The 25,388-nt window shown below is 58.9% G+C and carries 24 protein-coding genes and 1 riboswitch; of the genes, 8 read left to right on the top strand and 16 right to left on the bottom strand.

What is annotated here, in order from left to right:
• Positions 1–2: 2 nt before the first annotated feature.
• The 11 genes from NXC24_RS26540 to NXC24_RS26490 form a co-directional block, all read right to left on the bottom strand.
• Positions 3–1,079 (bottom strand): ABC transporter ATP-binding protein, encoded by a 1,077-nt coding sequence (locus tag NXC24_RS26540; RefSeq protein WP_104826386.1) that lies wholly within the window; start codon positions 1,077–1,079, stop codon positions 3–5.
• A complete protein-coding gene (locus NXC24_RS26535; protein ID WP_104826385.1) occupies positions 1,076–1,876 on the bottom strand; it encodes an ABC transporter permease in 801 nt (266 codons plus the stop codon). Before NXC24_RS26535 ends, NXC24_RS26540 begins: the two co-directional genes overlap by 4 nt.
• A gap of 1 nt (position 1,877) precedes the next feature.
• Entirely contained in the window at positions 1,878–2,750 is an 873-nt protein-coding gene (locus tag NXC24_RS26530; protein ID WP_104826384.1) for an ABC transporter permease, read from the bottom strand.
• A gap of 119 nt (positions 2,751–2,869) precedes the next feature.
• Positions 2,870–3,880 carry an ABC transporter substrate-binding protein gene (locus tag NXC24_RS26525; protein WP_104826383.1) on the bottom strand — a complete coding sequence of 337 codons (1,011 nt, stop codon included), beginning with the start codon at positions 3,878–3,880 and terminating at the stop codon, positions 2,870–2,872.
• Positions 3,881–3,919: 39 nt separating this feature from the next.
• Positions 3,920–4,252: an NIPSNAP family protein gene (locus NXC24_RS26520; protein ID WP_104826382.1), complete on the bottom strand. Its 333-nt coding sequence runs from the start codon at positions 4,250–4,252 to the stop codon at positions 3,920–3,922.
• Between the two features lie 5 nt (positions 4,253–4,257).
• Positions 4,258–5,721, bottom strand: coding sequence for an aldehyde dehydrogenase (locus NXC24_RS26515; protein ID WP_104826381.1), 1,464 nt, complete (start codon positions 5,719–5,721; stop codon positions 4,258–4,260).
• Positions 5,722–5,727: 6 nt separating this feature from the next.
• Entirely contained in the window at positions 5,728–6,768 is a 1,041-nt protein-coding gene (locus NXC24_RS26510) for an LLM class flavin-dependent oxidoreductase (protein WP_104826380.1), read from the bottom strand.
• Positions 6,765–7,700 carry a flavin reductase family protein gene (locus tag NXC24_RS26505; RefSeq protein WP_104826379.1) on the bottom strand — a complete coding sequence of 312 codons (936 nt, stop codon included), beginning with the start codon at positions 7,698–7,700 and terminating at the stop codon, positions 6,765–6,767. The genes NXC24_RS26510 and NXC24_RS26505 overlap by 4 nt, the downstream gene beginning before the upstream one ends.
• Complete coding sequence (locus tag NXC24_RS26500) at positions 7,697–8,539, bottom strand: alpha/beta fold hydrolase (protein WP_104826378.1); 843 nt, start codon at positions 8,537–8,539, stop codon at positions 7,697–7,699. Before NXC24_RS26500 ends, NXC24_RS26505 begins: the two co-directional genes overlap by 4 nt.
• Positions 8,540–8,555: 16 nt before the next feature.
• On the bottom strand, positions 8,556–9,158 hold the full coding sequence (locus NXC24_RS26495; protein WP_104826377.1) for an amino acid synthesis family protein: 603 nt from the start codon (positions 9,156–9,158) through the stop codon (positions 8,556–8,558).
• Positions 9,159–9,659: 501 nt separating this feature from the next.
• A complete protein-coding gene (locus NXC24_RS26490; protein ID WP_104826376.1) occupies positions 9,660–10,355 on the bottom strand; it encodes a GntR family transcriptional regulator in 696 nt (231 codons plus the stop codon).
• Positions 10,356–10,729: 374 nt separating this feature from the next.
• On the opposite strand from NXC24_RS26490, the gene NXC24_RS26485 reads away from it, so the two are divergent.
• On the top strand, positions 10,730–12,856 hold the full coding sequence (locus NXC24_RS26485; protein WP_104826375.1) for a bifunctional diguanylate cyclase/phosphodiesterase: 2,127 nt from the start codon (positions 10,730–10,732) through the stop codon (positions 12,854–12,856).
• Between the two features lie 53 nt (positions 12,857–12,909).
• Here NXC24_RS26485 and NXC24_RS26480 read toward each other — a convergent pair whose 3' ends face one another.
• The 4 genes from NXC24_RS26480 to NXC24_RS26465 are packed head-to-tail and all read right to left on the bottom strand — an operon-like array spanning position 12,910 to position 17,184.
• Positions 12,910–13,869, bottom strand: coding sequence for a sugar-binding transcriptional regulator (locus NXC24_RS26480; RefSeq protein WP_104826374.1), 960 nt, complete (start codon positions 13,867–13,869; stop codon positions 12,910–12,912).
• A gap of 21 nt (positions 13,870–13,890) precedes the next feature.
• Positions 13,891–15,360: an FGGY-family carbohydrate kinase gene (locus NXC24_RS26475; RefSeq protein ID WP_104826373.1), complete on the bottom strand. Its 1,470-nt coding sequence runs from the start codon at positions 15,358–15,360 to the stop codon at positions 13,891–13,893.
• Between the two features lie 58 nt (positions 15,361–15,418).
• The gene (locus NXC24_RS26470) at positions 15,419–16,375 is read right to left on the bottom strand and encodes a transketolase family protein (protein WP_104826372.1); all 957 of its coding nucleotides are present in this window, start codon (positions 16,373–16,375) and stop codon (positions 15,419–15,421) included.
• The gene (locus NXC24_RS26465) at positions 16,375–17,184 is read right to left on the bottom strand and encodes a transketolase (protein WP_104826371.1); all 810 of its coding nucleotides are present in this window, start codon (positions 17,182–17,184) and stop codon (positions 16,375–16,377) included. Before NXC24_RS26465 ends, NXC24_RS26470 begins: the two co-directional genes overlap by 1 nt.
• A 225-nt stretch (positions 17,185–17,409) precedes the next feature.
• On the opposite strand from NXC24_RS26465, the gene NXC24_RS26460 reads away from it, so the two are divergent.
• The 7 genes from NXC24_RS26460 (at position 17,410) to ribB (ending at position 24,396) form a co-directional block, all read left to right on the top strand.
• Positions 17,410–18,390 carry an ABC transporter permease gene (locus tag NXC24_RS26460; protein ID WP_104826370.1) on the top strand — a complete coding sequence of 327 codons (981 nt, stop codon included), beginning with the start codon at positions 17,410–17,412 and terminating at the stop codon, positions 18,388–18,390.
• A gap of 115 nt (positions 18,391–18,505) precedes the next feature.
• Positions 18,506–19,435 carry a sugar ABC transporter substrate-binding protein gene (locus NXC24_RS26455; RefSeq protein WP_104826369.1) on the top strand — a complete coding sequence of 310 codons (930 nt, stop codon included), beginning with the start codon at positions 18,506–18,508 and terminating at the stop codon, positions 19,433–19,435.
• A gap of 22 nt (positions 19,436–19,457) precedes the next feature.
• The gene (locus tag NXC24_RS26450) at positions 19,458–20,936 is read left to right on the top strand and encodes a sugar ABC transporter ATP-binding protein (protein ID WP_104826368.1); all 1,479 of its coding nucleotides are present in this window, start codon (positions 19,458–19,460) and stop codon (positions 20,934–20,936) included.
• Positions 20,937–20,960: 24 nt separating this feature from the next.
• Positions 20,961–21,749, top strand: coding sequence for an SDR family oxidoreductase (locus tag NXC24_RS26445; RefSeq protein WP_104826367.1), 789 nt, complete (start codon positions 20,961–20,963; stop codon positions 21,747–21,749).
• Complete coding sequence (gene tpiA / locus NXC24_RS26440) at positions 21,749–22,495, top strand: triose-phosphate isomerase (protein WP_104826366.1); 747 nt, start codon at positions 21,749–21,751, stop codon at positions 22,493–22,495. Before NXC24_RS26445 ends, tpiA begins: the two co-directional genes overlap by 1 nt.
• A 104-nt stretch (positions 22,496–22,599) precedes the next feature.
• Positions 22,600–23,382 carry a glucose 1-dehydrogenase gene (locus tag NXC24_RS26435; protein WP_104826365.1) on the top strand — a complete coding sequence of 261 codons (783 nt, stop codon included), beginning with the start codon at positions 22,600–22,602 and terminating at the stop codon, positions 23,380–23,382.
• A gap of 107 nt (positions 23,383–23,489) precedes the next feature.
• A riboswitch (FMN riboswitch) is annotated at positions 23,490–23,635 on the top strand.
• Positions 23,636–23,754: 119 nt separating this feature from the next.
• Positions 23,755–24,396 (top strand): 3,4-dihydroxy-2-butanone-4-phosphate synthase, encoded by a 642-nt coding sequence (ribB, locus tag NXC24_RS26430; protein WP_104826364.1) that lies wholly within the window; start codon positions 23,755–23,757, stop codon positions 24,394–24,396.
• A gap of 129 nt (positions 24,397–24,525) precedes the next feature.
• Here ribB and NXC24_RS26425 read toward each other — a convergent pair whose 3' ends face one another.
• The gene (locus NXC24_RS26425; RefSeq protein WP_104826363.1) at positions 24,526–25,014 is read right to left on the bottom strand and encodes a helix-turn-helix transcriptional regulator; all 489 of its coding nucleotides are present in this window, start codon (positions 25,012–25,014) and stop codon (positions 24,526–24,528) included.
• Between the last annotated feature and the right edge of the window lie 374 nt (positions 25,015–25,388).

The following is a 25,388-nucleotide window of genomic DNA, read 5'->3' as shown; positions in this document are numbered from 1 at the left end:
TTTCAGCAAAATACGTGAGCGGCATCCGGATCGAAATCCAGATGCACCTGTTCGCCACGGCTGAGCCCGGTAATTGCTTCATGGCCGAAGGGAAGACGCACGGCCAGGGCCTCGCCTGCGGCGGTTTCGGTGGCAACGTGAACGTTATTGCCGAGGAAAGTGATATCACTGACAGTCGCCGCAAGGCTGCCTTTCTGCACTCGGTTTCGCGACAAGCGAATGCGTTCGGGCCTCAGCATCAACGCTCCCCTCTTTCCCGAGATGGCCTGGCCATGCACCGGAATTCTGAAGACCGCGTCGCCACCAAGCGAGATCGTCGCATGTCCATCCGTCGATGACAGCAGATCGCAGGAAATGAAGTCGCTATCGCCGATGAATTCGGCAACAAAGCGGGTGCGTGGATTGGCGTAGAGTTCCGGTCCGGTTCCGATCTGGTCGATGACGCCCTTGGAGAACACCGCAATGCGATCGGAGAGACGCAGGGCCTCCTCCTGATCGTGCGTGACGTAGAGGATCGTCACCTCGGTCTGCTGGTGAATCCGGCGTATCTCGTGCTGGATTTCTTCGCGAAGCTTCTTATCGAGTGCCGAAAGCGGCTCGTCCATCAAAAGCACCGGCGGATCATAGGCGAGAGCCCTGGCGAGCGCGACGCGCTGCTGCTGGCCGCCCGACATCTGCGCAGGCTTGCGATCCTCAAATCCCTCAAGCCTGACAAGCCGCAACATTTCCTTGACCTTGCTGTCGACTTCCGCCTTGGACTTGCGCCGTACCTTGAGCGGAAAAGCGATGTTTTCACCGACCGTCAAATGCGGAAACAAGGTGTACCGCTGGAAGACCATGCCGATATTGCGCTTATGCGACGGGGTCGAAAGCAGCGTTTGCCCGTTGAGGCTTATGTCGCCTTTCGTCGGGTTTTCGAAGCCCGCCAATATGTAGAGGGTCGTGCTTTTGCCCGAACCGGACGGCCCGAGAAAGGTCAGGAACTCGCCACGCTGGACCTCGAGATTGACATCTTGCACCGCGACGACAGGACCGTATTCCTTGCGGATGCCTCTGATCTGTAGGAAAGATTCGTTCATGATTTCAGTACCTTGCGTGCGATTGCGACAAGCGCCATCAAAGTGATCGTCAAGAGGATGAGAAGGGACGATGCCGCAGCGATGACCGGCGTCAGATCTTGCCTGAGGGTGGACCATACCTTCACCGGCAGCGTCTGCAGTGTGGGGCTCGCCATGAAGATCGCCACCACCACTTCGTCCCAGGATGTCAGGAACGAGAAGACAGCCGCGGAAAACAGTCCATGGCTGATGGCCGGCAGGGTCACCCTGATCTTCGCCTCAAGGGGCGACGCACCGCACAGCACCGCGGCATCCTCGATGGATTTGTCGAAGCCTTCGAGCGCATTGGATATCGAAAGGATGGAGAAGGGCAGCGCCAGCACGAGATGCGAAATGACAAAGCCAATCATTGTGCCGCCGAGACCCATCCTCAGGAAGAAGGCATAGAGAGCAACGGCGAGGACGACGACGGGCAGGATCATCGGCGTCAGGAAAAGCGCCTTCAGCGCGTCACGGAACAGGAAAGTTCCGCGCACCAGACCGAATGAAGTAACCAGCCCAAGCAGCACGGAAAGAACCGTGACGATCGAGGCGATCCTGAAGCTCGTCCAGGCGGATCCCAGCCATTGCGGATCGGCGAAAAGCTGGCTGTACCATTGCAGCGTCCAGCCCGGAGGCGGAAAGATCAGCCACTGCGAAGATCCGAAGGAAAGCGCCGCGATGAAGAGGATTGGCAGCAGCAAGAAGGCTGCCGTCAAGACGGTCACCGCCACAAGCGCATATTTCCACCAGCCGAGGCGATCGAAATTGAGCAGCATGTCAGCGCCCTCCCGTGTTCTGCACGCCGAACAGCCGCAACTGGACCGCATAGAGCGAAAGCGTGACGACGAGGAGAACCAGGGCCGCGGCGCCGCCCATTCCCCAGTTGACCAGGGACTGCACGAACTGGGCGATGAGTTCGGCCAACATCATGTTCGCCGTGCCGCCGAGAAGCGACGGAGTAACGTAATAGCCGAGGGACATGACGAAGACCATCAAGGCACCCGCGACCATGCCTCGCGCAGCTAAAGGCAGTAGGACGCGCGTAAGACATTGCCAGCGGTTCGCGCCGCAAAGTGCCGCCGCCTGCAGGATGGCCGGGTCGATCTTCTTGATGACGCCATACAGGGGCAGGATGATGAAAGGCAGCATGATATAGGTCATGCCGATCGTTACACCGGTCAGATTGTTGACGAGCGGCAGCGGCCGGTCGATCAGTCCCATTCCAATCAACATCTTGTTGATCAGCCCGGTACGCTGAAGCAGGACCATCCAGGCATAGGTTCGTGCTAGTAGATTGGTCCACATCGACAGCAGCAAGACTGCGAAAATCACCGAGGCCAGCCTTGTCGGCATGATTGCCAGCGTCCAGGCGACGGGAAAGCCGATCAGCAGCGAAATTGCCGTGACAAGGCCGGAGACGATGAAGGTGTTGGCGAATATCTTCAGATACGTCGCCGACCCCAATAGTTCGGCATAGTTGCCGAAGCCCACAACCGGTTCCAGCACGCTTCGCAGCAAAAGGGCGACGACCGGTACAATGAAGAAGATCCCGACAAAAATCAGCGCCGGCATGATTTCGCCTAAGCCCGCAGGCCTGGCGGCCTTGGACGTAGTCGCAGTTTCACGGGCGACGTCAATGTAAGTCGACATGGCAATCCTTTCCCGCCGTAGGATCAGACAACGGCGCCAGCTCCGAGGAAGATTTCGAACCTGCGTCAGACACCGCGGGCGGAACAACGCCCGCGGTGAAGCCTCGGAGTTTCTTCAACTTATTTGGCCTGCCAAGCATACCACCGCTTGCCGATTTCATCGCGGTTTTCAGCCCAATACTTCATGCTTGCATTGACCTGGCTGGCGGTCTGCTGATCGGGTAAAGTCTTGGCCGTTGCAGGGTCCATCAGCTTGGCCGAGTCGATGTTGATGGGTGCGTAGCCGGTCGCCTTCGCCAGATCGGCCTGCGGCTGGGCCGACGTTGCAAGCGCAATGAACTTCATCGCGGTTTCAAGGTTCGGTGCACCCTTCGGAATGACGAGCGAGTCGGCCGCCGTGATGTTCTGTTCCCAGGAGGTTTCCGTCTTGATGCCACTGGCGGCGAGCGCGGTCATGCGGCCATTCCACAGGCTGCCGAAGGGAGCCTCGGCGGATGCGAGAAGCTGCTGCGACTGGGCGCCGCTGGACCACCAGATGATGTCGGACTTGATCGTATCCAGCTTCTTGAATGCCCGATCGAGATCAAGCGGGTAAAGCTTGTCGGCAGGAACGCCATCGGCCAGCAACGCCGCCTCGATCACGCCCGGGGCCGACCATTTGTAGAAGGTACGCTTGCCGGGAAACTTCGCCGTGTCGAAGAGATCGGCCCAGGTCTTGGGGCAGGCACTCACGGCGTCCGCATTGCAGCCGATCACGAAGGAATAGTAGAAGCTGCCGACCGAATAGTCCGTGACGAAACGGGGATCGAGCTTGGACTTGTCGATAACGGAGAAATCCAGTTTTTCCAGCAGTCCGTCCTTGCCCGCCTGGGCGGCATAGTCGCCCTCGACATCGACGACATCCCAACTGACCTGGCCCGCTTCGACCATGGCTTTCAGCTTGCCGTAGTCGGTAGGTCCATCCTGTGCGACGACGGTCCCGGTCTTGTCTGCAAACGGATTGGCCCAGGCGACCTTCTGTGCGTCCTGCGTGGTTCCTCCCCAGCTCGTGAAGACCATCGTTTCGGCCTTTGCGGTCCCGGACACAGCCATTATTGCGGCAAAAGCCGCCAGTGCGATTGTACGTTTCATGTTCCCTTGTCCTTATACTTGGTGTCTTACAGGCATGCCTTATGCGGCTGGCGGGCTCTTCCCCAGAGGGGAGAAACCTGCCGGCTTCATAATCTTGTTCTCGGCCACTTCGATCAGGTCGCGTATCTTCGGCAGGAAGGCCTGCCATTGCGGATCGGTCGCCAATCTCTGGCGCCTTGCCTCGCGATCATCGAGGCTTTCATAGGCCCAGATGTGAACGATCTCGTTGATGGTCCCGATCTCCGAAAAGAAATAGCCGACCAGATTGCCGAGATGAGCTTTCTGAATGGCGATCCCTTCTTCCTCGACGACCTTCAGATATTGCGGGATTGCACCGTTCTTCAGCCGATAGGTCCGGATTTCATAGAACATCGGCGTCACCTTATGACGAAAGGATCGGGGATCGGATCGTCCGACGTCCTGAGCCAGATTGTCTTCGTGCGGGTAAAATCGAGGGCCGCGGCCAGGCCGCCTTCCCGGCCGTGGCCGGAAAGGCCAAAGCCGCCGAAAGGTGCGATCGGCGATACGGCGCGATAGGTATTGACCCAGACGATACCGGCCCGGATGCCCTTCATCAGGCGGTGGGCTCGCGTGAGATTCTGGGTGAAAACGCCGGAGGCAAGGCCATAGCGCGTATCGTTGGCAATCTTCAGCGCTTCTGCTTCAGTTTCGAACGACACGACCGACAGAACCGGACCGAAGAACTCCTCGGCAAGCGATGGCGAGGCGACATCGTCGCAATCGAGGATCGTCGGCGGGAAATAATAACCCGCGCCGTCAGGCCGTTCGCCGCCGGTGACAAGGCGGGCGCCGCTCTGCACGGATCGTTCGACGAGCGCCGCAACATGATCCTGCTGACGTTTCGTTGCCAGCGGCCCCACTTCCGTCGCCATGTCCAGCGGCGAGCCGATGCGGATCGCCTCCGCCTTGGCCTTCAGCATCGCCAGGAAGCGTTCCTTGACGCTTCGCTCGACGATTAGCCGCGAGCCGGCGACGCAGCTTTGTCCGGTTGCCGCGAAGATACCGGCAACCTGCGCATTGGCGGCACTTTCGAGATCGGCATCGGCAAAGACGATGAAGGGCGACTTGCCGCCGAGCTCAAGCGAGGTGGAGGCGAGATTTTCCGCCGAATTGCGCACGATATGACGCGCCGTTTCCGGCCCGCCGGTGAATGCGATGTGGGCGACCTTCGGGTGCCGGCTGAGAGCGGAGCCGCAGGCGGGGCCGAAACCGGTAATGATATTGACGACGCCGGCGGGAAAGCCTGCCTCGTGGACGAGGCGCGCAAACTCCAGAAGCGGCGCCGGTCCGTCCTCCGATGCCTTGACGACCATGGTGCAGCCGGCGGCCAGCGCCGGGCCGATTTTGACGGCCGACAGGAAGAGCTGGCTGTTCCAGGGCACGACCATGGCGACGACGCCGATCGGTTCGCGGCGCAGCCAGACATCCATGTCCGGCTTGTCGATCGGAAGATAGGAACCCTCGATCTTGTCGGCGATCCCGGCATAATAGCGATAATAATCGGCAACATAGGCGATCTGCGCCGAAGTCTCGCGAATGATCTTGCCGGTATCACGGGTCTCCAGCTCGGCCAGCTTCTGCGCATTGGCTGCAACTAGATCGGCAAGCTTGTAAAGGAGCTTGCCGCGCTGGGTGGCCGTCAATTTCGACCAGGGTCCGTCATAGAGCGCCTTCTCCGCCGCATCGACGGCACGATCGACATCCTTCTCGCGCGCCTCCGGCATCTCGGCCCAGATTTCGCCGGTCGCCGGATCGACGCTTGCAAACCGGGCCTCTCCGTCTACGAATTCGCCTTCGATGTAGGACTGGAAGCGTTGCATGGGGGTTTACTCCGCAAATGCCGGCATGACCTCGGCGATGAAGCGTTCGAGCGAAGCCTTCTTGCGCTCGAAGGACATGCCCGTGTCGATCCAGAAGGAATATTCGTCATAGCCCATGGATTCGTAGGTCTTCAGGCGGGCGATAACGGTTTCGGCATTGCCGACGACGTTGTTGGTGCGCATGACCGCATCGGAGAGCATCGGGTTCGCGCTGATCTCCTCCTCCGGGATCCGCTCGATCAGGCCCTGCTTGACAGGCTTCTCGTTCTTGAACCAGGCGAAGAAGTAATTGTAGTAGACGCTCAGTTCGTGGGCTGCCTGCGCGATGTCCTCCTCGGACGAGCCGACATAGGTATGGCGCAGCAGCATAATCTTGGGTCGGTCGATATCGGGGTTCTTGGCGCAGGCATCGTTGAAGCGACCCATCAGCGCCACGACTTCGTCATCGCCCTGCCAGAGCGGCGTCACCTGAACGTTGCAGCCATTGGCAACGGCGAACTCATGCGAATTCGGGTCGCGTGCAGCAACCCAGATCGGCGGGTTCGGCTGCTGCAGCGGCTTCGGCGCCGAAGTGGTCGACGGAAATTTGAAAAACTCCCCGTCATGGGCATAGTCGCCGTTCCATATGCCCTTGACCGCCGGGATGAGCTCGCGCATCCGCTGGCCGGCACCCCAGGCGTCGAGACCGGGAAGCAGCCGCTCGTATTCGAAGGAATAGGCGCCGCGCGCAATGCCGATATCGAGCCGCCCGTCACAGATGATGTCGGCCATGGCCGCCTCGCCGGCGAGCTTGATCGGATGCCAGAACGGCGCGATCACCGTTCCCGTCCCAAGCCTTGCCCGCGATGTGCGGCGCGCCAGATCGGCGATGGTCACGAAAGGATTGGGCGCGATGGTGAAATCCATGCCGTGATGTTCGCCCGTCCATATGGCATGCATGCCACCCTTATCGGCGATTTCACAGAGAGCCACGAACTCGTCATAGAGGCTCTTGTGGCTCTGGCCGGCGTCGAGACGCTCCATATGAACAAAGAGAGAGAATTTCATGGCTGTGCTGCCTTTGCTGGAACCGAACGGACCGTGCCGACGGTCTCGTCGCCGAAATAAACGCCAAAATTGCCGAGCTGGCTCTCAACCGCGAAGCGCGCAACGATGTCGGCGGTCGAACTTGTCTTGAAATGGGCCTTGGCCAACGTGTCGGGTTTCAGGAACCTGCCATTGCGCGGCTCGCCTTCCGAGGCGAAGGCGCGGTAGACGATGTGTTGCTTTCCATCGCTCTTGCCTTCGTAAACCGAGTAGAGGAAGCCGATCGTCACCGAAAGCCCCGTGAGCTCTTCCAGATAATCGCGAAGTATGTCGGCAGGGCTTCCCTCCTTGCCATCGCAGCTCGGCAGCGAAAGGATCTCATCACCGATGAGAAGAACCTCGCCGTGATGCTCCAGAACGGCTGCGAGTTCGATATTGCCTTCGGCTGCAGCCGAAACGGCCTTGCTGGCGAGGATTGGCGTAAAGTAGCCGCCGCGGGCATAACCCAATCCGTTCAGCCCGCTGTTTTCGAAGGCTTCGATCCGCCCCATCAGGATGACGTGGTCACCGGCTTCGACCAATTTTTCCAGAGCGCACTCGAACCACGCCGCAACGTTCGCCAAAATTGGGCAGCCTGCGGCGCCCGTTTGCCAATCGACCAGCGCGAACCGATCTTCGACCGGGCGCGCAAAGGTGTTGGAAACATCCTTCTGGCTTTCCGACAGAACGTTGACGGCGAAATGCTTCGCGCTCGTCATGGTCGTGTAGTTGCGGGAGGTCTTGGCCAGGCAAACAAGCAAAAGTGGCGGATCGAGCGACACCGACGTAAACGAATTCGCCGTGAAGCCGATGGGTTTTCCGTCCGCATCCTGGGCGGTCACGACCGTTACCCCTGTCGCAAAGGCGCCGAAGGCATCGCGAAGCGCTCTTGGGTCCGCAAGCTGTAGGGTCATTTCACATCCTCCCCCTCTGAAAGCCATTCGGCGAGCAGCGCATTTACGGTGTCGGGTGCAGTCAGATTGACCATGTGACGATGGCCCTCGACGATCCGCGCCCAGCCATGGGGCGCAAGCGCCGCCATTTGGGTCGCCATCAGCGGCGTCGAATTGGGATCATCCGATCCCGTCAGAAACAACGCCGGACCCTTGACGTCCTTCCAGCGATCCGCATAGGTCTCGTCCCCTTCGGCAAATGCCGAATAAGCGACGGCATAGCCCTGCGGATCGACAAGGCTCAGCCATTGCCGCGTCAGGTCGCGCGCGACGACACTGTCGGGATCGTCGCCGAACCATCGAAGTAACGGGCCTTCCTTGTCCACACCCGTCAGGGGAATGGCTGCTGCGCGCGCGAGCACGGCCGCCTTTGCCTCGGGGTCACGCCGGTAGACGCCGTTGAGATATGCCACACGCTTGATACGGCTGCCGAACGTTGCAGCCGCCCCTCCGGACACCAATGCACCCATCGAGTGGCCGGCAACATTTGCGGTCTCAATCGCCATCTCGTCCAGGAAATGCCCAAACCAGGCGACGAATTCCTCAAGGCGGCTTCCAACCGGCAATCCGGCACTTTCACCATGCCCGGGCATGTCGACGGCGATTACGCGATGGCTTCCAGCAAAGGCTGATATCTGCGGCGCCCACGCTTCAAGCCGCATGCCGACACCGTGGATCAGGACAAGCGGCTCACCGCTTCCGGCTTCGTAATAAGCCGTTCCACGAGCAGTCTTGTTCCTCGCGAAGACCCAGTCGATCTTTCGGGAGGCGTCTTGCGTGTTTGATCCAACGGTCAGCATATCAGCGCCCAGCCTTTCAAACGCCGGCGGGGTTGGCGACGTCTTGGCCCAGATCCTTGAGATCCTGGTAGCGATCGCCAATGCGATGATGCGGACGCCCGCCCACGGACGCACCAAGCGCGACGACAATTTCGTCGGCGGCCGGTGCATCTGGAATTGCGGTCTGGATCGTCAGGTAATGCGAGCGGCGCCCTTCATCGTTTTTGTCCATCAGCGGGATCATGATCGGAGAATTGGCGGGGCCGCGCGTGTTGCAGAAGGCGAGATAGGATTTGGCGCCGACCGCATGGCGATAATGATTGCCGAAGCGAAGCGTGTGAATCAGTGCCGAGGCATGCTCGAGTTCGCCATCCAGGCCGACCACCGCTGATTTTCCGTATGCTTCGACGGCATCGCCGGAGCCAACGGCCTCGATGATCATCTTCGTCAGCAGCTCACCAAGGATCGGGGCGACCACGTGAATTTCGGGCTTCAAGTCTTCGACGAAGCCGCGTCCGGCCCAGGGATTTTTCACAACGGCGTAGGCGGAAAACAGCTTCAGGGGAACCTGTGCCGGCTTACCTCCCTCGATCAGCGTCGTCTCGATCTGCAGCCCGGTCTTACGAATTTGGATAGTCATCGAACACCTCAGTTTTGACGTTAGATATTATGGTATGCCATAATATTAAAGTGTCAAGCCGATTTCTCCCGGCCAAGAAGATTCAAGGTGAATGTCAGAAAAAATTGCATAAAAACAAATAATTAGGTTTAGCGCTCGGGCTATGCCATCTGCAACGAACTTCTCAGATCGCTCAGCATCGGCCACTCAGGCCCTCGAACGAGTAGTGGCTAGGCTAGGTTCGTCGCAGCAGGCCTGCAGCGCTTCAGTGGTGTCGATGAATGTCAGATAAGCGATGGGCAGGCACGGCGATGCATTTCATATGACGATCCACCTTAATACTTATTATGGCATACCATCACATTGAGCAAAGTTGGGTGTCAAGCTCGCAGTACGGGTTTGCCATTTTTGCGGAGTCGTAGGAGCGCCCACGAGAGAACTCGCGTGCCAAATCAGATCGAAATTGACGATCGAAAGAGGTTCCAATCGGTCCCGGACTGCATGCAGGGAGCGTTTACAGGCCTACTCGGCGGATTCCTTAGCGGAGAGAACCGCTTCCGCAATGGCGCTGGCGGCGGCGACATGGTCCATGGCGGCCTTATAGGCGCCCTCCCCGTCACCACGGCGGATCGCGTCCACGATCTTCGCCATTTGGCGCGGACCCTCGATGTCGCGATTTTCCGTCTTGATCGTCATCGACCGCAGATGGTTTATGCGCACGGTGAGGAGATTGACGACGCCCCAGGCGACATGCCTGTCGACCATCGTGAACAGCGTCTGATAGAAAGAAGATGTGTGCGCGAGCACTCCGGGCATGTCCTTGTCGCGGTAGCTATCGCGGATACCCTGCAGCGATGTTTCCAGCGCTGCGACGATCTCCGGACTTCCGCGCTGCGCGCACAGTCGAGCCGCCATACCTTCGAGCACACCGCGAATTTCGTAGATCTGCTTGGCCTCGTCGAGATCGAGCTGGGCGACGATCGGGCCCTTGTTTGGCAGATTGGCAACCAGCCCTTCCGATTCCAGATGCCGCAGGACCTCTCGCACAATTGTCCGGCTCACGCCAAGCTGAGCACACATGTCGCGTTCGACAAGTCGATCTCCCGGGCGAAAATACCCGCTCACGATGGCTTCGCGGACCTTATCGAGCGCGAGCTCGCGCAGCGTTTTTGCGGGGCGCTCCACTCTGATCGCCGCGTCCTTTAGAGCACCGCTCATTCTTGCACCTCAAGCATTGGACGTGTTTCGCACGCTCGACTTCCGTTCGGCAATCGACTTTATTAGAATCGTATTATGGCGTACCACACACTGTCGGCGGTTGGCAATTCAACCGGCGCGCAAGACTGTCCGCCCATGCGTTCGGATGCTTACGCTTCCTGCCGGCCAATCCGCCTTTATCGAGCAGACCGAGCAAATTGCGCTGCGCCTAGCCGATTCGCGCAGGTTTTTTTGCGGAGGCTACGCTGCGCTGGGCGCCGTTAATAATGGTTTATGGCTTCGGATGGTAGAATTGAAAGGCAGCGCATAGCGGACATGATGTCTCCTGCCGTCCCCCCAAGGCATGACCTGTCAATCTCAGTTTGCGTATCCTCATGTCTTCCAATCAGACGCCCCGCCATTTCCGTGCCCAAACTTCTTCCGTGATCGCGATAACGGTGTGCTTCATCGCCGTCGCGTTGGTGTTGACCGGCCTCGTGGCGCATGTGGTCGCGACGATGACACGGTCAGCGAATGAAATCGACGATGCGCGGGCAGACCGCGCCGCGCATGCCGCGATCGTTTCATTCATGGCCAAGCTCGGCGCCACGATCAAAGACAATGCCGTCTGGGACGATGCCTATAAAGCCGTTGGCTCGCCTGCCGCTGCGGATTGGGCCTTTGAGAATTGGGGCAAAACCAGCGCGGATTATTCACTCTATGATGGTGCCGTTGTAATCGGGCCCGATGGCAATACGGTTTCTGCCTATCTGAAGGGCAAACCCTTTCAGCCGCGCGACTATTTCGGAGCCGGCTTCGACCGCCAGATTGAAGCTGCCGCCAAGCCGCAACCAGCACCCTTGCTCAATTTCTTCAAGACTGAGGCGGGAATCCTGCTTGTGGCATCACAGGCAATACAACCCTTCGAAGCGAAGGGCGAGCTTCCGAAGCTCAGCGTTTTGACTTTCTTTAAAGAGCTGACACCAGAGGTCATCGATGCACTCTCGGATGAGCACGAGCTTGACGGTCTACGGCTCCAGGCGACGCCCGAACCGAACCAGTTGAATTCCCCGATCAAGGACATGGGTGGCACGGTCATCGGCTATCTCGTTTGGCCTAGCAAGGCTCCGGGGAACGCCATTTTTAACAAGGTCTCTCCCTATGTGACTGCCGCTGCCAGCATCCTCGCCCTTTTCCTGGCAGCCGTCTTGCTTGCAGGCGCGTCCGAGGCCGGGCGTCTCCACCGTTTGGCCGAGGCGGCCAGATTTGAAGCAGGTCATGACAGTTTGAGCGGCCTGCTGAACAGACACGGCCTTCTTGGGATGCTGGATCAACTGGACAATACCAGCTTGCCAGCATCGCTCTACATGATCGATCTCGACGGTTTCAAAGCTGTCAACGATGCGTGGGGACATGCAGTCGGAGACGAACTGATCCGGATTGTCGCAAAAGCGCTGCAGGGCTGTCATCCCGAAATCCATGATTCTGCAAGGTTAGGCGGTGACGAGTTCGCGTTGGTGCAGGTCGGATCCGCTCCACATCGAGATATAGAAGAATCCATTCTCAAACTTTTTCGCAATCCCTTCAAAATTGGCGGTCGGACGATCGAAGTCGGGACGAGCATTGGCGTGGCGTGCCGCATCGGCAATATCGCGCCACTGGAGCTTCTGCGCAGAGCCGATATCGCTCTTTACCGCGCCAAAGAAAATGGGAAGGGCCAGGCCGTTACCTACGATCTCGAACTGGATCGCGAGCGCCAGCGTATCGCCGAACTGGAAGGCGAGCTGAGAAACGCTATCAATAGCGGCGCGATCGAACCGGTTTTCCAGCCGCTCGTGTCGGCATCAACGGGTGCAATCATTGGTCTTGAGGCTCTCGCACGCTGGCGGAGTGCGACTGGAAGCATCAGCCCGGAAGTCTTTATTCCGCTTGCCGAAAAGTCCGGCCTGATCGATGCATTGGGCGTTCATATGCTACGGACGTCGATCCAGCATGCGAAGGCCTGGCCGTACCTGGCGCTTTCGGTCAACGTCTCGCCCATCCAGCTCTGCAATCCGGACTTTGCCGCACAAGTCACGGCGGTTCTTGATGAATCCGCTTTCGATCCGACCCGCCTGACGCTGGAAATAACCGAGGGCGTCCTGATGACCAATCCTGACCAGGCGCGCCGATCAATCGATGTGCTCCGGCGCATCGGCATCAAATTCGCGCTCGATGACTTCGGCTGCGGCTATGCAAGTATCGGCGCCTTGCGGCAATTCGGATTCGATCGCATGAAGATTGACCGATCGCTGGTGTTGGGCCTGGAAGAGAACGCCAACGGCATCGATATTCTGCGCGCCACGGTCGCTTTGGCAACGGCGCTTGAAATTCCGGTGACGGCCGAGGGGATCGAGAATCTTCGCCAGGCGGAAATACTGCGAGACTCCGGCTGTGACCAATTGCAGGGCTACCTGGTCGGCAAGCCCATGGCGCCTGGTGAGATTGGCGAGAAGCTCCGTCAGCGCAACTCAGCCGCGTGATCTATCAGCCTCTGAGCTAATCGAGCGTCGAGATACAGTCTTCGACGTTGGACCTATTCCGGTTGATCGATCAGCCGCTGCGCGGTGAATTTGTCGGTCACCAAGGTATCAATCACACCTATACGCAGTGCGCCTGCGATAGCGGCGGTCTTCTTTTCGCCTCCCGCAAGCGCAATCACCCGGTCAACTTTGGCAAGCTCATCAAGCGAGATACCGATCACCCTCTCGTCCAGGGGCGTTTTGACCGGTTTTCCCTTGCCGTCGAAGAAACGCAGGGAAATATCGCCGACCGCTCCGGCATCGGCCAAGTCAGCCAATTCGCGCGACGAGAAGATATTGCCGGACCGGGCCAGAAGCTCGGACGGTTCGACCGCGCCGATGCCGACGATTGCGACGCTGATCGCCCCGAAAAGCTCGATCGTTTCCCGCACGAACGGATCAGCCATCATGAGCAGCTTGGCCTCCCTTGAACTTGTCACGCCTTGGACCGGAAGGAGTTTGGGTTCGGCGCCAGTCAAACGGGCGAGCCTTGTGGTTAGCTGCGTCGCATGGGTCTGAACGGAAGGGTCGCCCATGCCGCCGAGGGTCTGAACGATATATTTTGCCTGGGCGCTTTTTTGCGGGTGGATATTCTCCACCATCTTGAAAATCGTCTGGCTCCAGCTTGAAACGCCGATAATTTCGCCCTCGGAAAGGGTGACCTCGAGAAGGTGAGCGGCGGCTTCGCCGATCCGCGCCATGATGGCGCCTTCCCGGTCTTCGGAACATTCCACGACGATCGCTTCGGGAAGATTGAAACGTTCCCGGAGCGCGGTTTCGAGTTCGGTATAGGTTCCCACAGGTGGGATAACGGTGGTCCGCACGATGTCTTCGGCTTCCGCCCGCTTAAGCATTCGAGAGACGGTCGCCTGCGACAGCCTCAGGTGCTGGGCAATATCAGCCTGTCTCTTGTGCTCGATGTGATACATCTGTGCGACACGAGAAATCAGGCGAAGCTCGTTGATCCGTCCCATGCTTGTTCCATCAGTGAATTTTTATTCACCAATAGCGGGCGGCGGTTCGAACGTCGAGCGTGCAATCGCATCATTCCACGTTTTAAACTTTTCCGCGTTGTGGTTTGCCCGCGGCTTGATGATTGTGTTCTGTCGAGGAAGGCGACCGATAGCGTCAAGATCCGCCCATATGCCCAACGACAGGCCGGCCAGATAGGCGGCACCCAGCGCCGACGCCTCCGGCGCTGCGCATTGAATAACAGCGTGCTCCAATAGATCCGCGACACACTGCATGAGAAACGTATTCTGACTGGGTCCACCGTCGACATAAAGCGAGCCGATGTTTCCTCCATTCTGCTTCTGCATCGCCTGGAAGACATCATGCACCTGCAGCGCAATGGAATCGGTAACGGCCCTCGCCAACTGCGCGCGGGTGGTGCTGAAGTTGATTTGGGAAAACAGCGCGCGGGCATCCGAATTCCAATGGGGCGCCCCGAGGCCGACAAACGCGGGAACGAAGCCGGGCCCACCCGGCTCGGCGGTCGCCGCCAGCTCGACGAGTGCGGTGACGTCGGAAAGCCCGAGAATTTCTGTCATCCACGGCAGGCTTGCCGCTGACACGAGGATATTGCCTTCGAAAGCGAAGGTCGGTTTTCCCGCAATGCGCCAGGCAACGGTCGTCGTGATCCCATGTTGCGGCGCGATGAAGTGCGGCAATGTCGTCATGACCGACGAACCCGTGCCGAACGTCACTTTGCCGTCTCCCGCCTTATGGGCCCCATGCCCGAAGAGAGCGGCGTGGCTATCGCCGATGGCAGCGCAAACGGGCGTTCCGTCCAGCACGCCCGGGAGGCTCGTGGTCGTTCCGAATTGCCCGGCGCTGTCAAGAACTTCGGGAAGCAGGCCTTTGTCCACGCCAAACAATGCGCAAAGCTCGTCGCTCCAACGCTGGGCTTTCAGGTCGAAGAGTTGGCTGCGGGCTGCATTCGATGCATCGCAGACATGCTTCTTACCACCCGTCAGGCAGTGGATAAGCCAGCTATCCACGGTGCCGATTCGCACTGCGCGCCCGGCCGGGGCGCGATCCAGCAGCCATTTCATCTTCGAGCCGGGAAACATCGGATCGATCGGCAGGCCAGTAGTCTCCTCCACCCACTGCGAATGCCCGAGCCCGATCAGCTTTTCGCAATCGCCGGCCGTGCGGCGGCACTGCCAGCTCACGACGGGACCGAGCGCCTCGCCGGTATCGCCATCCCAGATCGTTACCGATTCCCGCTGGTTGGAAATCGCAACCGCTTGGATTGCAGGCTTTGCCGGCGCAGCTTCGATACAAGCACGTACCGCCTCGCATACCGATTGCCAGATACGATTTGGATCCTGCTCGACCCAGCCTGGTTGCGGATAGCTGATGCCAACGGGCGCAGCACCGCGGGAAATCAGCTCGCCCTTTTCCGATACCAGAATGACCTTGGAATTCGTCGTGCCCTGATCGATTGCCAGGATGGCTCGCATAAAATGTTTCCTCCAAGAATGGGTCGGGGCATTCAGCACAACGCCTCGGTAAGCGCGATCACTTCCTCTTGAGAAGCGCCAACGCCGCCTGCGCAATAGCGTCCGGAGCCATTCCGAATTCATCCAGAAGGAATTCCGCCGAGCCTGTCGGAGCATAGATACCAGGAACGCCCAGACGCTTCATCGGAACAGGCGCATTATCGACGACGACTTCGGCGACCGCAGAGCCGAGACCCCCGTAGATCGAATGCTCCTCGGCCGTCACGATAGCGCCGGTTTCCTTTGCGGCAGCAATGATGGCCTCTTCATCGATCGGCCGTACGGTTGCCATGTTGAGAACACGGGCGTCGATCCCCTGGGTTGCGAGTATCTCTGCCGCCCTGACAATACGATGCGTCAGCGTGCCATTGGCAATCAGCGTCACGTCCCTGCCCTCGCGCAGCACATTGGCTTTGCCGAGCTCGAACTTATGATCGTCCGGCAGCAGGTCCGGAACGCCGACGCGCGACAGGCGCAGGAAGCAGGGTCCGGCATAGCTTGCCGCCCATTTCACGGCAGCAGCCGTTTCAATGCGATCGCATGGCGCGATGACGGGAAGATTTGGCAGGACACGCGTCCAGGCGAAATCCTCGATGGAATGATGCGTCGGGCCGAGTTCGCCATAGGCCATGCCGGAGGAAATGCCGATCAGTTTGACGTTCGCATTCGAATAGGAAATATCGGCCTTGATCTGCTCCAGAGCACGGCCGGTCAGGAAGCACGCGGCCCCACAGACGAATGGGATCTGTCCGCCGTTCGCCAGCCCCGCTCCGACGCCGACCATGTTTTGTTCGGCAATGCCGACATTGACCAATCGTTCCGGAAATTTGGATTTAAAGCCGCCGAGCTTGGATGAGCCGACGGAATCGTTGCAAACCGCAACGATCGCCTGCTCGCTGATCGCCATCGCCTCCAAAGTCGCAGCAAAAGCGTCACGGCAATCGTGAAGATTGATGTTCGAGTTGGGCGCGTCCATTAGAGTGCCTCCGACAGTTCTACGACTGCTTGTTCGTATTGTTCCTTGTTCGGCACCTTATGATGCCACTCCACCCGGTCCTGCATGAAGGAGATGCCATGACCCTTGTTGGTGTGGGCAATAATGCAGTGCGGGCGCGGGCCACGATGTTCCAATGCGGGAACGATTTGCGTCATTTCGTTGCCGTTGATTTCGCTGACTTCCCAGCCGAATGCTTCGAGTTTCGGTCTGAGCGGAGCGACATTATTGGTATCGGCGAGTGCCGCGCCTTGCTGGAAGCGATTGTGATCGATGATCAGGGTCAGATTGTCCAGATTGAACTGCGATGCCGCCATGATGGCCTCCCAGTTCGATCCCTCTTGCATCTCGCCGTCCCCGGTCATGACATAGGTGTGATAGCCGGCGCCATTCATCTTGCCGGCCTTGGCAATGCCCACGGACACAGGCAATCCGTGCCCCAACGGACCGGTGTTGGTTTCGACACCCGGCACCTTGTTGCAATTGGGATGGCCGTTGAGCCGTGAATGCGGCTGCAAAAACGTCGAGATCTCCTCTTCCGAAATGAACCCGCGCTTTGCCAAGGTCACGTACAGCGCGCAGGCCGTGTGGCCCTTTGACAGAATGAACCGATCACGATCAGGCCACTTCGGTTCGCTGGGATAGATCTTCAGAACGCGAAAATAGAGAGCCGTCAGGATGTCGATCGCCGACATCTCACCGCCAATATGTCCCGCACCTGCGTCATAGACCGCTTGCAGGTCACGCAGGCGTATCTGACGCGCGACGCGTTCAAGTTCCTTAACTTGCATGATGCTCCCTCGTTGCATAAATATTCTATCACAGATATTTTTGCACAAAAGACCATTCAGTCAAGCCCATTTATTGATTGCCTCTCGCTTTGGCAGAAAGCTATGCGCCTTTTTCAGTGCTTGACAGGCCAAATATCAGTTGATAATGAATTTTCCAACATGAATGCATAAATATGCAAGCTTGAAGGAAAATCACCTGGAGCAAGCATAAGGAGTGGAGGAGCCATGTCAGCCTTGGGCGTTAACGAGCAAAGCCGCCAGCCGCGAACCTCACTTGCATGGCTTAGCGGGGCCACGGGTCCGCTGATCGGCTTGCTGATACTCTGCGTTTTCCTGAGCGTTGCGACGGACCGGTTTCTTTCGGTGCGCAACGCGCTCAACATCCTCGATCAAATCACCGTGCTCGGCGTCATGTCCGTTGGAATGACCTTCGTCATTCTGATCGGCGGCATTGATCTTTCCGTCGGCTCGGTCCTTGCGCTGTCGATGATGGTCATGGGCTGGGTTGCCAATGTTGCGGGCTTGCCGATGGCTGTCGCAATCCCCTTGGCGCTCCTGGCTTCAGCTTTCAGCGGCCTGATTGTCGGCTTGATGGTCACGAGTTTCCGTGTGCCGGCCTTCATCGCTACCCTTGCGATGATGTCGGTCGCCCGTGGCATTGCCAATATGATTACCGATGGCCAGCAGATTGTCGGCTTTCCCGACTGGTTTACGATGCTGGCGATCGACCGTCATTTCGGCGTCCTGACCGCGACCGTCTTCCTGATGCTGGCGATCGTCATCGTCTCGTGGCTCTTTCTCAAATACCGCTCCGAAGGCCGCATGCTATACGCAATCGGTGGCAATCCCGAAGTCGCCCGCCTGGCCGGTATCAATGTGCCGGTGGTCACGATCGGCGTTTACGTCGTGTGCGCCATATTGGCGGGCGTTGCCGGGATCGTCCTTGCTGCCCGCCTGGATGCCGTCCAGCCTTCAAGCGGCTTTGGCTATGAACTCGACACCATTGCGGCCGTCGTCATCGGGGGAACGTCTCTATCGGGCGGTGCTGGCGGCATCGGCGGAACGCTGATCGGCGTGCTCATCATCGGCGTTTTGCGCAACGGCCTGAACCTGCTCAACGTCTCACCATTCCTGCAACAAGTGATCATCGGCGTCGTCATCGTTCTTGCGGTCGGCGCTGAAACGCTGCGCCGGAGGAAGGCATAAGACGAGCCACTAAGGCCGATAGCCAGAATTCCCCTTCCGCTGCACGGACGGGGATTGTGAAAGCCCGAGGGCGGAGGACGTATCCAAGGGCGGATTGAAACCAAAGGAGGAACTCATGAAACTTTCCCGTACTCTCTTGACCACGGCAGCCATACTCGCACTGTCGCTGGGCTCGGTTCAGGCCAAGGAAGTCAAGAAACTCGGCCTCGCGGTCGCCAACCTTCAGGCAAACTTCTTCAACCAGATCAAGCAGGCCGTCGAAGCGGAAGCCAAGACCCGCGGCATCGAAGTCATCACCGTTGACGCGAAGGGCGACGGTCCGACGCAGGTCAACCAGGTCCAGGATCTTCTCACGCAGAACATCGATGCGCTCATCTACATTCCCGCCGGTGCCGCCGCCGCAACCATTCCGGTGAAGCTCGCCCATCAGTCGAACGTGCCGGTCATCAACGTCGACCGCAACGCCGACGGTGCACCTGGCGACACCTTCCTGGCCACGGATTCCGTTGCATCGGCAAACGCCGTCTGCAAGTACATCATCGAGAAGGCCGGCGGTAAGGGCAACATGGTGATCATCCATGGCCAGAAGGGCACGACGCCGGAAGTCGATCGCACGAAGGGCTGCATGGATGCCGTCAAGGCAAATCCGGGCGTAAAGATCGTTGCAGAGCAATGGTCGAACATCTGGAGCCAGGATGAAGGCTTCCAGATCATGCAGAACATGCTTCAGGCAAATCCTGACGTTTCGATCGTCTTCGCGCAGGCTGATGCGCTCGCCCTCGGCGCTGCACAGGCCATCAAGGTCGCAAACCCCTCGCAAAAGATTGCTCTCGGCGGCTTCGATGGCGACACCGCGGCGCTCGAAGCGCTGAAAAACGGCGTCTTCGACGTAACCGCGACGCAGCAGACCCAGAAAATGGGCCGCGATGCCGTTGCCAATGCTGTAAAGATCGTCGGCGGCGAGAAAGCGCCCCCGGTCCAGCTTATGGATGCGACCCTGACCACAAAGGATAACGTGGCCGGCTTTATCGCCAACCATCCGTAAGCATAACCAAGGGAGCGGTGCGATGACTGATCCGGTGCTCACACTCAGAGGTATTTCCAAGCGCTACGGCCCTCTGGAAGTCCTGAAGAACGTCAGTCTCGATGTCTTCCCGGGCGAGGTCGTCGCCTTGCTCGGCGAGAACGGCGCGGGCAAATCGACCCTGTCGGGCATCATCGCCGGATCGCGCACGCCTTCCGAAGGTTCCATGACATGGCAGGGGCAGCCTTATGCCCCTGCCAATCCGAGAGAGGCGATCGACAAGGGCGTGGTCCTGATCCACCAGGAGCTTCAACTGCTTCCCGAGCTGACGATCGCCGAAAATGTCTTCATCGGTCGCTGGCCGATGAAGAACGGCGTCGTCGACCGGACACAAATGGTCAAACGCGCTCAAGAACAGCTCTCGCGCCTGAACCTGCATATTCCTGCGACGCGCAAGGTGGCGGGACTGTCGACCGCCAACCAACAGCTCATTGAAATTGCCAAGGCCCTGGCGCTCGATGCGAAGCTGCTGATCCTCGACGAGCCGACGGCAGCACTCGGCGGCGCGGAAACCGAGGCGCTCTTCGAGCAGGTCAGAAAGCTGCGCTCCGAAGGCGTCGGTATCATCTACATTTCGCACCGCATGGAAGAGATCAAGCAGATCACCGACCGCATCGTCGTTCTTCGCGACGGCGAACGTGTTCAGGAATTTGCCGATAGCTCGACCCCCGTGCGCACGATCGTTGAAAGCATGGTTGGCCGCTCGCTCGATAGAATGTTCCCGACATTGCCGGTGCCGCAGGATCGTCCGGTGTTGCAGGTCGACGCTCTGACCTCGGTGGACGATTCATTCCGCGATATTAGCTTCGAGGTCAGGGCCGGAGAAATTCTGGGTATAGCCGGCCTGGTCGGCGCGGGGCGAACCGAATTGGTGCGGGCCATCTCCGGAGCAGATCCGGTAAGGTCCGGCGCTGTGCGCCTCAATGGCGAAGCGTTAAAACTGCATAGTCCGGCTGACGCGGTAGCGAGAGGCATCGTTATGGTGCCGGAAGACCGCAAGCTGCAGGGATTGGTCGTCAGCCACCGCATCGCTGAAAACCTCGTTTATCCAAACCTCGATCGGTTCGAAAGCCGCTGGATTACGTCGGCCATGAAGCGGGATTTCGCGAAGAGAGCCATTTCGACATTTGGTATCAAGGGCCGTGCTGATCAACTGGCCTCCGATCTCTCCGGCGGCAACCAGCAGAAGATCGTCATCGCAAAATGGCTGATGCGCGATCCCAAAGTGGTCGTGCTCGATGAGCCGACCCGAGGCATCGATGTCGGGGCCCGTGCCGGCATCTATGACATCATCGTCGGCCTCGCGAACAGGGGCGTGGCCGTTATCGTGGTCAGCTCCGATCTGGAAGAGGTTCTCGGTGTATCAAACCGGATACTGGTTCTTGCGCAAGGCAAACAAGCGGGAATTCTGGAGCGCGACCAGGCGAACGACGTCTCCGTCATGGAATTGGCTACAATCTAAAATGACATCAAGAAAGGAAGAGCGATGCCTGACATCACTCTGAATGCTCCCAAGCTTTTCGACCTCTCCGGCCAGATTGCCTTTGTGACCGGCGCCGGTAGCGGTATCGGCCAGCGCATCGCGATCGGTCTGGCTCAATGCGGCGCAGATGTCGCATTGCTTGACCGCCGCAACGACGATGGCCTGTCGCAGACCGCCGAATTCGTTCGCAAGGCTGGACGCCGTTCGATCCAGTTTGCCGCGGATGTGACCAACAAAGCAGCGCTTGCCGAAGCGGTGGAACGGGCGGATACCGAACTTGGTCCCCTCTCCCTCGCCCTCAATGCCGCAGGCATCGCGAATGCGAATCCTGCCGAGGAGATGGAAGAAGAGCAATATCAAACGCTGATGGACATCAACCTCAAGGGCGTCTTCCTGTCCTGCCAGGCCGAAGCGCGCTCGATGCTGAAGAGGGGCAAGGGATCGATCGTGAACATCGCGTCCATGTCCGGCGTCATCGTCAATCGCGGCTTGAATCAATGCCATTACAACGCGTCCAAGGCCGGCGTCATCCACATGTCGAAGTCGCTGGCAATGGAATGGGTCGGCCGCGGAATTCGCGTCAACACGATCTCCCCCGGCTATACCGCGACACCGATGAACACCCGGCCGGAAATGGTCCACCAGACGAAGCTGTTTGAAGAGCAGACGCCGATGCAGCGCATGGCGACGGTCGATGAGATGGTTGGTCCCGCCGTATTTCTGCTTTCCAACGCGTCAAGCTTCGTCACGGGTGTCGACCTGCTGGTCGATGGCGGCTTCTGCTGCTGGTAATGACGATGCCTCGCAAGTTGATCGCCGGAAACTGGAAAATGAACGGGCTGCTCTCGGACCTGAACGAGATTGTCGCCATCGCGGCCGCCGCCGATGACGCCAAGGCCGAAGCTATCATTTGCCCACCCGCCACCCTTATCGACCGCGCCGCGTCGATAGCGAAAGGCTCAAAATTGCTGATCGGCGGACAGGATTGTAACGCCTCGCTGTCGGGCGCCCACACGGGCGATGTTTCCGCGGACATGCTGGCCGATCTTGGAGCGACCTTTGTGATCCTCGGCCATTCGGAGCGTCGGGCAAACCATGGTGAGACCAGCGCTCTCGTCGCCGCAAAAGCGGCGGCGGCTTACCGCGCCGGACTGACGGCCATCGTCTGCGTCGGCGAGACCGACGATGAGAGGACCGGCGGCATGACGCTTGCGGTCGTCGAAAGCCAGCTTTCGGCGTCAGTTCCGGACAGTGCTTGCGCTGCCAACACCGTTATCGCCTACGAGCCGGTATGGGCGATTGGAACCGGCCGCGTTCCGACGGAGGCCGAGATCGCCGAAGTTCACGCCGCCCTGCGCGGGGCCCTGATCAAGCGATTTGGCGCGGAGGGCAGCGAGATACGGCTCCTTTACGGTGGTTCTGTGAAGCCATCGAATGCGGCGTCGCTATTTGCCATTGCCGGTGTCGACGGCGCGCTTATCGGGGGAGCCTCGCTGAAGGCAGCGGATTTTGCAGCGATACTTTGCGCAGTTCCTTAAAGGCGAGATCGATCGCTTGTCGGGCCTCAGGCAGGCGCCTTAAAAATTGACTTTGATAAGCGCCGTTCGCGAGGAAGTACGGCGATTGACCGGGAGACATCCGAATGAACCGCTTCGAAAACAAGACCATCGTCATCACTGGAGCCAGCCGGGGTATTGGTGCCGCCATCGCACGGCGCTTTGCGAAAGAGGGCGCAAATCTCGTGGTTTCCGCCAATGAGGAGTCGGTGCACTCCGTCGCCGAAGAGATCAAGAAGGATGGCGGCAAAGCGATCTCTTTCGTCGGCGACGTCACGGATAAGGCAAGCGTGAAGGTCCTTTACGATGCTGCGGAAGATGCCTTCGGTACTGTCGATGTCTCGATCCAGAATGCCGGCGTCATTACAATCGCGCGGATTGAAGACATGACCGAAGGCGAGTGGGACAAGGTCATGGCGGTCAACACCAAGGGTGTCTTCCTGTGCGCGCAGGAAGCGATCCTGCGTATGCGCAAGCATGGTCGCGGCGGGCGCATCATCAACACCGCATCGGGGCAGGCACGAGACGGCTTTATTTACACGCCGCACTATGCCGCCTCGAAGATGGGCGTGGTCGGGATCACGCAGAGCCTCGCAAAGGAAGTCGCCATCGAAAACATAACCGTCAATGCCTTCTGCCCCGGCATCATCGAGACCGACATGTGGACCTATAATGATCAGGCCTGGGGTAAGCTCCTCGGCAATTACGGTCCGGGCGAATTGATGAAGGAGTGGGTCGCAGGCATTCCGATGAAGCGCGCCGGTTCCGGCGAAGACGTCGCCGGCCTCGTCACCTTTCTCGCGAGCGATGATGCGGCCTACATCACAGGTCAGACGATCAATGTGGATGGCGGTCTCATCATGTCCTGAGTTCCGTCAGGCATGAGAAAACAATCTGTTCACCGGTTGTGTCGCAGAAAAGACAGTGAGAGGAAAACTGCCCTCTTGCGGGAGGCCATATCGATCGCCTATCTTATCAGCGTTCTCAGGGCGGGGTGAAACTCCCCACCGGCGGTATCGAGGAAACTCGGAGCCCGCGAGCGCCTCTGCAAATCGTGGAGGGTCAGCAGACCCGGTGAGAGGCCGGGGCCGACGGTTAAAGTCCGGATGGAAGAGAGCAATCGTGCGAACGCCACCGGTGTCGTGGCGTGTCCGCAGGCTTGTTCGCCCAAGGGATAAACAGTGACTTCGAAAGAAGTCTTGGATGCTGCGAAGGCAGCTAACCCTTGAAAGGCAAAGTGCATGGCAATTTCTAAAATCGAAGATGCAATCGCGGCGATTTCACGCGGCGAGATCGTTGTTGTTGTTGATGATCAGGATCGAGAAAACGAGGGCGACCTTGTGATTGCGTCCGATGCCGTAACGCCTGCGGCAATTACCTTCATGATGAATTATGCGCGCGGACTGATCTGCGTGGCGATGGAGGGTGAAAGGCTGGATGAGCTCGATATTCCCCTCATGGTTCCGCGCAATACCGAGGTTCTGAAGACCGCCTTCACGGTGTCCGTGGACTACATTCCCGAAACGACGACAGGGATTTCTGCAGCCGATCGCGCGACGACGGTTCGTGCCCTTGTTACGCGGGGCACGCAGCCTGATGATTTTGCCCGCCCTGGGCATATTTTTCCGCTGCGCGCTCACCCGGCTGGCGTGCTTGGACGTCCCGGCCATACGGAAGCAGCCGTCGATCTCGCAAAGCTTGCCGGACGCTCCGGATCTGGCGTGATTTGCGAAGTCGCCAATGACGACGGCACCATGGCTCGCCTCCCGGACCTTGAGAAGTTTGCCAAGCGGCACGGTTTGCTGCTGGTGACGATCGAAGATCTGATCGCCTACCTGACTGATCAGCGCGATCTGGCGACACCGGAAATGTCGGCCGCCTAATCGTTCAAACTAGATGCCAACATGGCGCGTTCTGTTGCAAAAGATTGTTGTGTGTCTGCGATTGGCGGAGGCACCTTTCTAGACAAGAGCTCTCGCAATCCGCTCGCAACAATCGCGCCTTTGCTTTCGCTAAAGATCGGTGTCCGGCCTCTCTTCCATCTCTTCATCGGCAATGGAACTGACCAGCGCCACGACGCGGCTGCGGACACGCGGCGGAAGCAGCAAAACGTCCTCGATGAGGCGACGGCCTTCCGCGGTGGAGATGTAGGCAATGCGGTCATCGACCTCAGTCACGATTTGCGGGTCCGCTGCGCCTTCGGGATCTGGAAGGCCTTCGAAGAATTTGGCGACAGGCACCCTCAGCCGTTTGGCGACCTCGTAGAGCATGGAGGCACTGACGCGGTTCCTGCCGTTTTCGTATTTCTGCACCTGCTGGAAACTGACGCCAATGCCGGCGCCAAGGTCGCCGAGCGATACATTCGATTGTATTCGGCGGATACGGATCTGTTGTCCGACATGCAGATCGACGGGATGCGCGGACTGGATTTCAATGTTCGGCTGCTTGCTTTGCTGTCTTCTCGCCGATCGGACTTGTGCGGCGGCTGTACGACGATTCATGATCGACACCCCGAATGGAGAGTTTCATGCGGTACGCCCCCGCTGAAAACTCGCTCAACCCACTGATCGGGGAGTGCAAACCGTGCTAGACGGCCCTATGGCCTTTAGCTCCGAGGAACCTGGACATACGCCACAGGCTCCCCGACCGCAAGGTCAAGGAGTGTGGTGCCGTACCGGCCGACACCAACCGCTAGCAGGGGTTTGCAGCCCCAAGGCAGCGCGTACTGCCTCGCAGAAAAAGATAGTGGAATTCGATTAGCTGCGCAACCGAATTCTCTACAAGATTCAATGGCTTCACCTTGGAAACACGCGGTACTTCGCAGAGCAGCAGATCCGCGCTTTGCAGATACTATGACGTGCTGAGCTATTCGAAG

This window comes from Rhizobium sp. NXC24, assembly GCF_002944315.1.
GTDB lineage: Bacteria > Pseudomonadota > Alphaproteobacteria > Rhizobiales > Rhizobiaceae > Rhizobium.
The sequence above is the reverse complement of the archived record's forward strand: the minus strand, read 5'-3'. Positions and strand labels throughout refer to the sequence as shown.

Coding starts and splice junctions, on each gene's coding strand:
- NXC24_RS26540 (WP_104826386.1), bottom strand. CDS start 1,079: ATGAACGAATCTTTCCTACAGATCAGAGGCATCCGCAAGGAATACGGT.
- NXC24_RS26535 (WP_104826385.1), bottom strand. CDS start 1,876: ATGCTGCTCAATTTCGATCGCCTCGGCTGGTGGAAATATGCGCTTGTG.
- NXC24_RS26530 (WP_104826384.1), bottom strand. CDS start 2,750: ATGTCGACTTACATTGACGTCGCCCGTGAAACTGCGACTACGTCCAAG.
- NXC24_RS26525 (WP_104826383.1), bottom strand. CDS start 3,880: ATGAAACGTACAATCGCACTGGCGGCTTTTGCCGCAATAATGGCTGTG.
- NXC24_RS26520 (WP_104826382.1), bottom strand. CDS start 4,252: ATGTTCTATGAAATCCGGACCTATCGGCTGAAGAACGGTGCAATCCCG.
- NXC24_RS26515 (WP_104826381.1), bottom strand. CDS start 5,721: ATGCAACGCTTCCAGTCCTACATCGAAGGCGAATTCGTAGACGGAGAG.
- NXC24_RS26510 (WP_104826380.1), bottom strand. CDS start 6,768: ATGAAATTCTCTCTCTTTGTTCATATGGAGCGTCTCGACGCCGGCCAG.
- NXC24_RS26505 (WP_104826379.1), bottom strand. CDS start 7,700: ATGACCCTACAGCTTGCGGACCCAAGAGCGCTTCGCGATGCCTTCGGC.
- NXC24_RS26500 (WP_104826378.1), bottom strand. CDS start 8,539: ATGCTGACCGTTGGATCAAACACGCAAGACGCCTCCCGAAAGATCGAC.
- NXC24_RS26495 (WP_104826377.1), bottom strand. CDS start 9,158: ATGACTATCCAAATTCGTAAGACCGGGCTGCAGATCGAGACGACGCTG.
- NXC24_RS26490 (WP_104826376.1), bottom strand. CDS start 10,355: ATGAGCGGTGCTCTAAAGGACGCGGCGATCAGAGTGGAGCGCCCCGCA.
- NXC24_RS26485 (WP_104826375.1), top strand. CDS start 10,730: ATGTCTTCCAATCAGACGCCCCGCCATTTCCGTGCCCAAACTTCTTCC.
- NXC24_RS26480 (WP_104826374.1), bottom strand. CDS start 13,869: ATGGGACGGATCAACGAGCTTCGCCTGATTTCTCGTGTCGCACAGATG.
- NXC24_RS26475 (WP_104826373.1), bottom strand. CDS start 15,360: ATGCGAGCCATCCTGGCAATCGATCAGGGCACGACGAATTCCAAGGTC.
- NXC24_RS26470 (WP_104826372.1), bottom strand. CDS start 16,375: ATGGACGCGCCCAACTCGAACATCAATCTTCACGATTGCCGTGACGCT.
- NXC24_RS26465 (WP_104826371.1), bottom strand. CDS start 17,184: ATGCAAGTTAAGGAACTTGAACGCGTCGCGCGTCAGATACGCCTGCGT.
- NXC24_RS26460 (WP_104826370.1), top strand. CDS start 17,410: ATGTCAGCCTTGGGCGTTAACGAGCAAAGCCGCCAGCCGCGAACCTCA.
- NXC24_RS26455 (WP_104826369.1), top strand. CDS start 18,506: ATGAAACTTTCCCGTACTCTCTTGACCACGGCAGCCATACTCGCACTG.
- NXC24_RS26450 (WP_104826368.1), top strand. CDS start 19,458: ATGACTGATCCGGTGCTCACACTCAGAGGTATTTCCAAGCGCTACGGC.
- NXC24_RS26445 (WP_104826367.1), top strand. CDS start 20,961: ATGCCTGACATCACTCTGAATGCTCCCAAGCTTTTCGACCTCTCCGGC.
- tpiA (WP_104826366.1), top strand. CDS start 21,749: ATGACGATGCCTCGCAAGTTGATCGCCGGAAACTGGAAAATGAACGGG.
- NXC24_RS26435 (WP_104826365.1), top strand. CDS start 22,600: ATGAACCGCTTCGAAAACAAGACCATCGTCATCACTGGAGCCAGCCGG.
- ribB (WP_104826364.1), top strand. CDS start 23,755: ATGGCAATTTCTAAAATCGAAGATGCAATCGCGGCGATTTCACGCGGC.
- NXC24_RS26425 (WP_104826363.1), bottom strand. CDS start 25,014: ATGAATCGTCGTACAGCCGCCGCACAAGTCCGATCGGCGAGAAGACAG.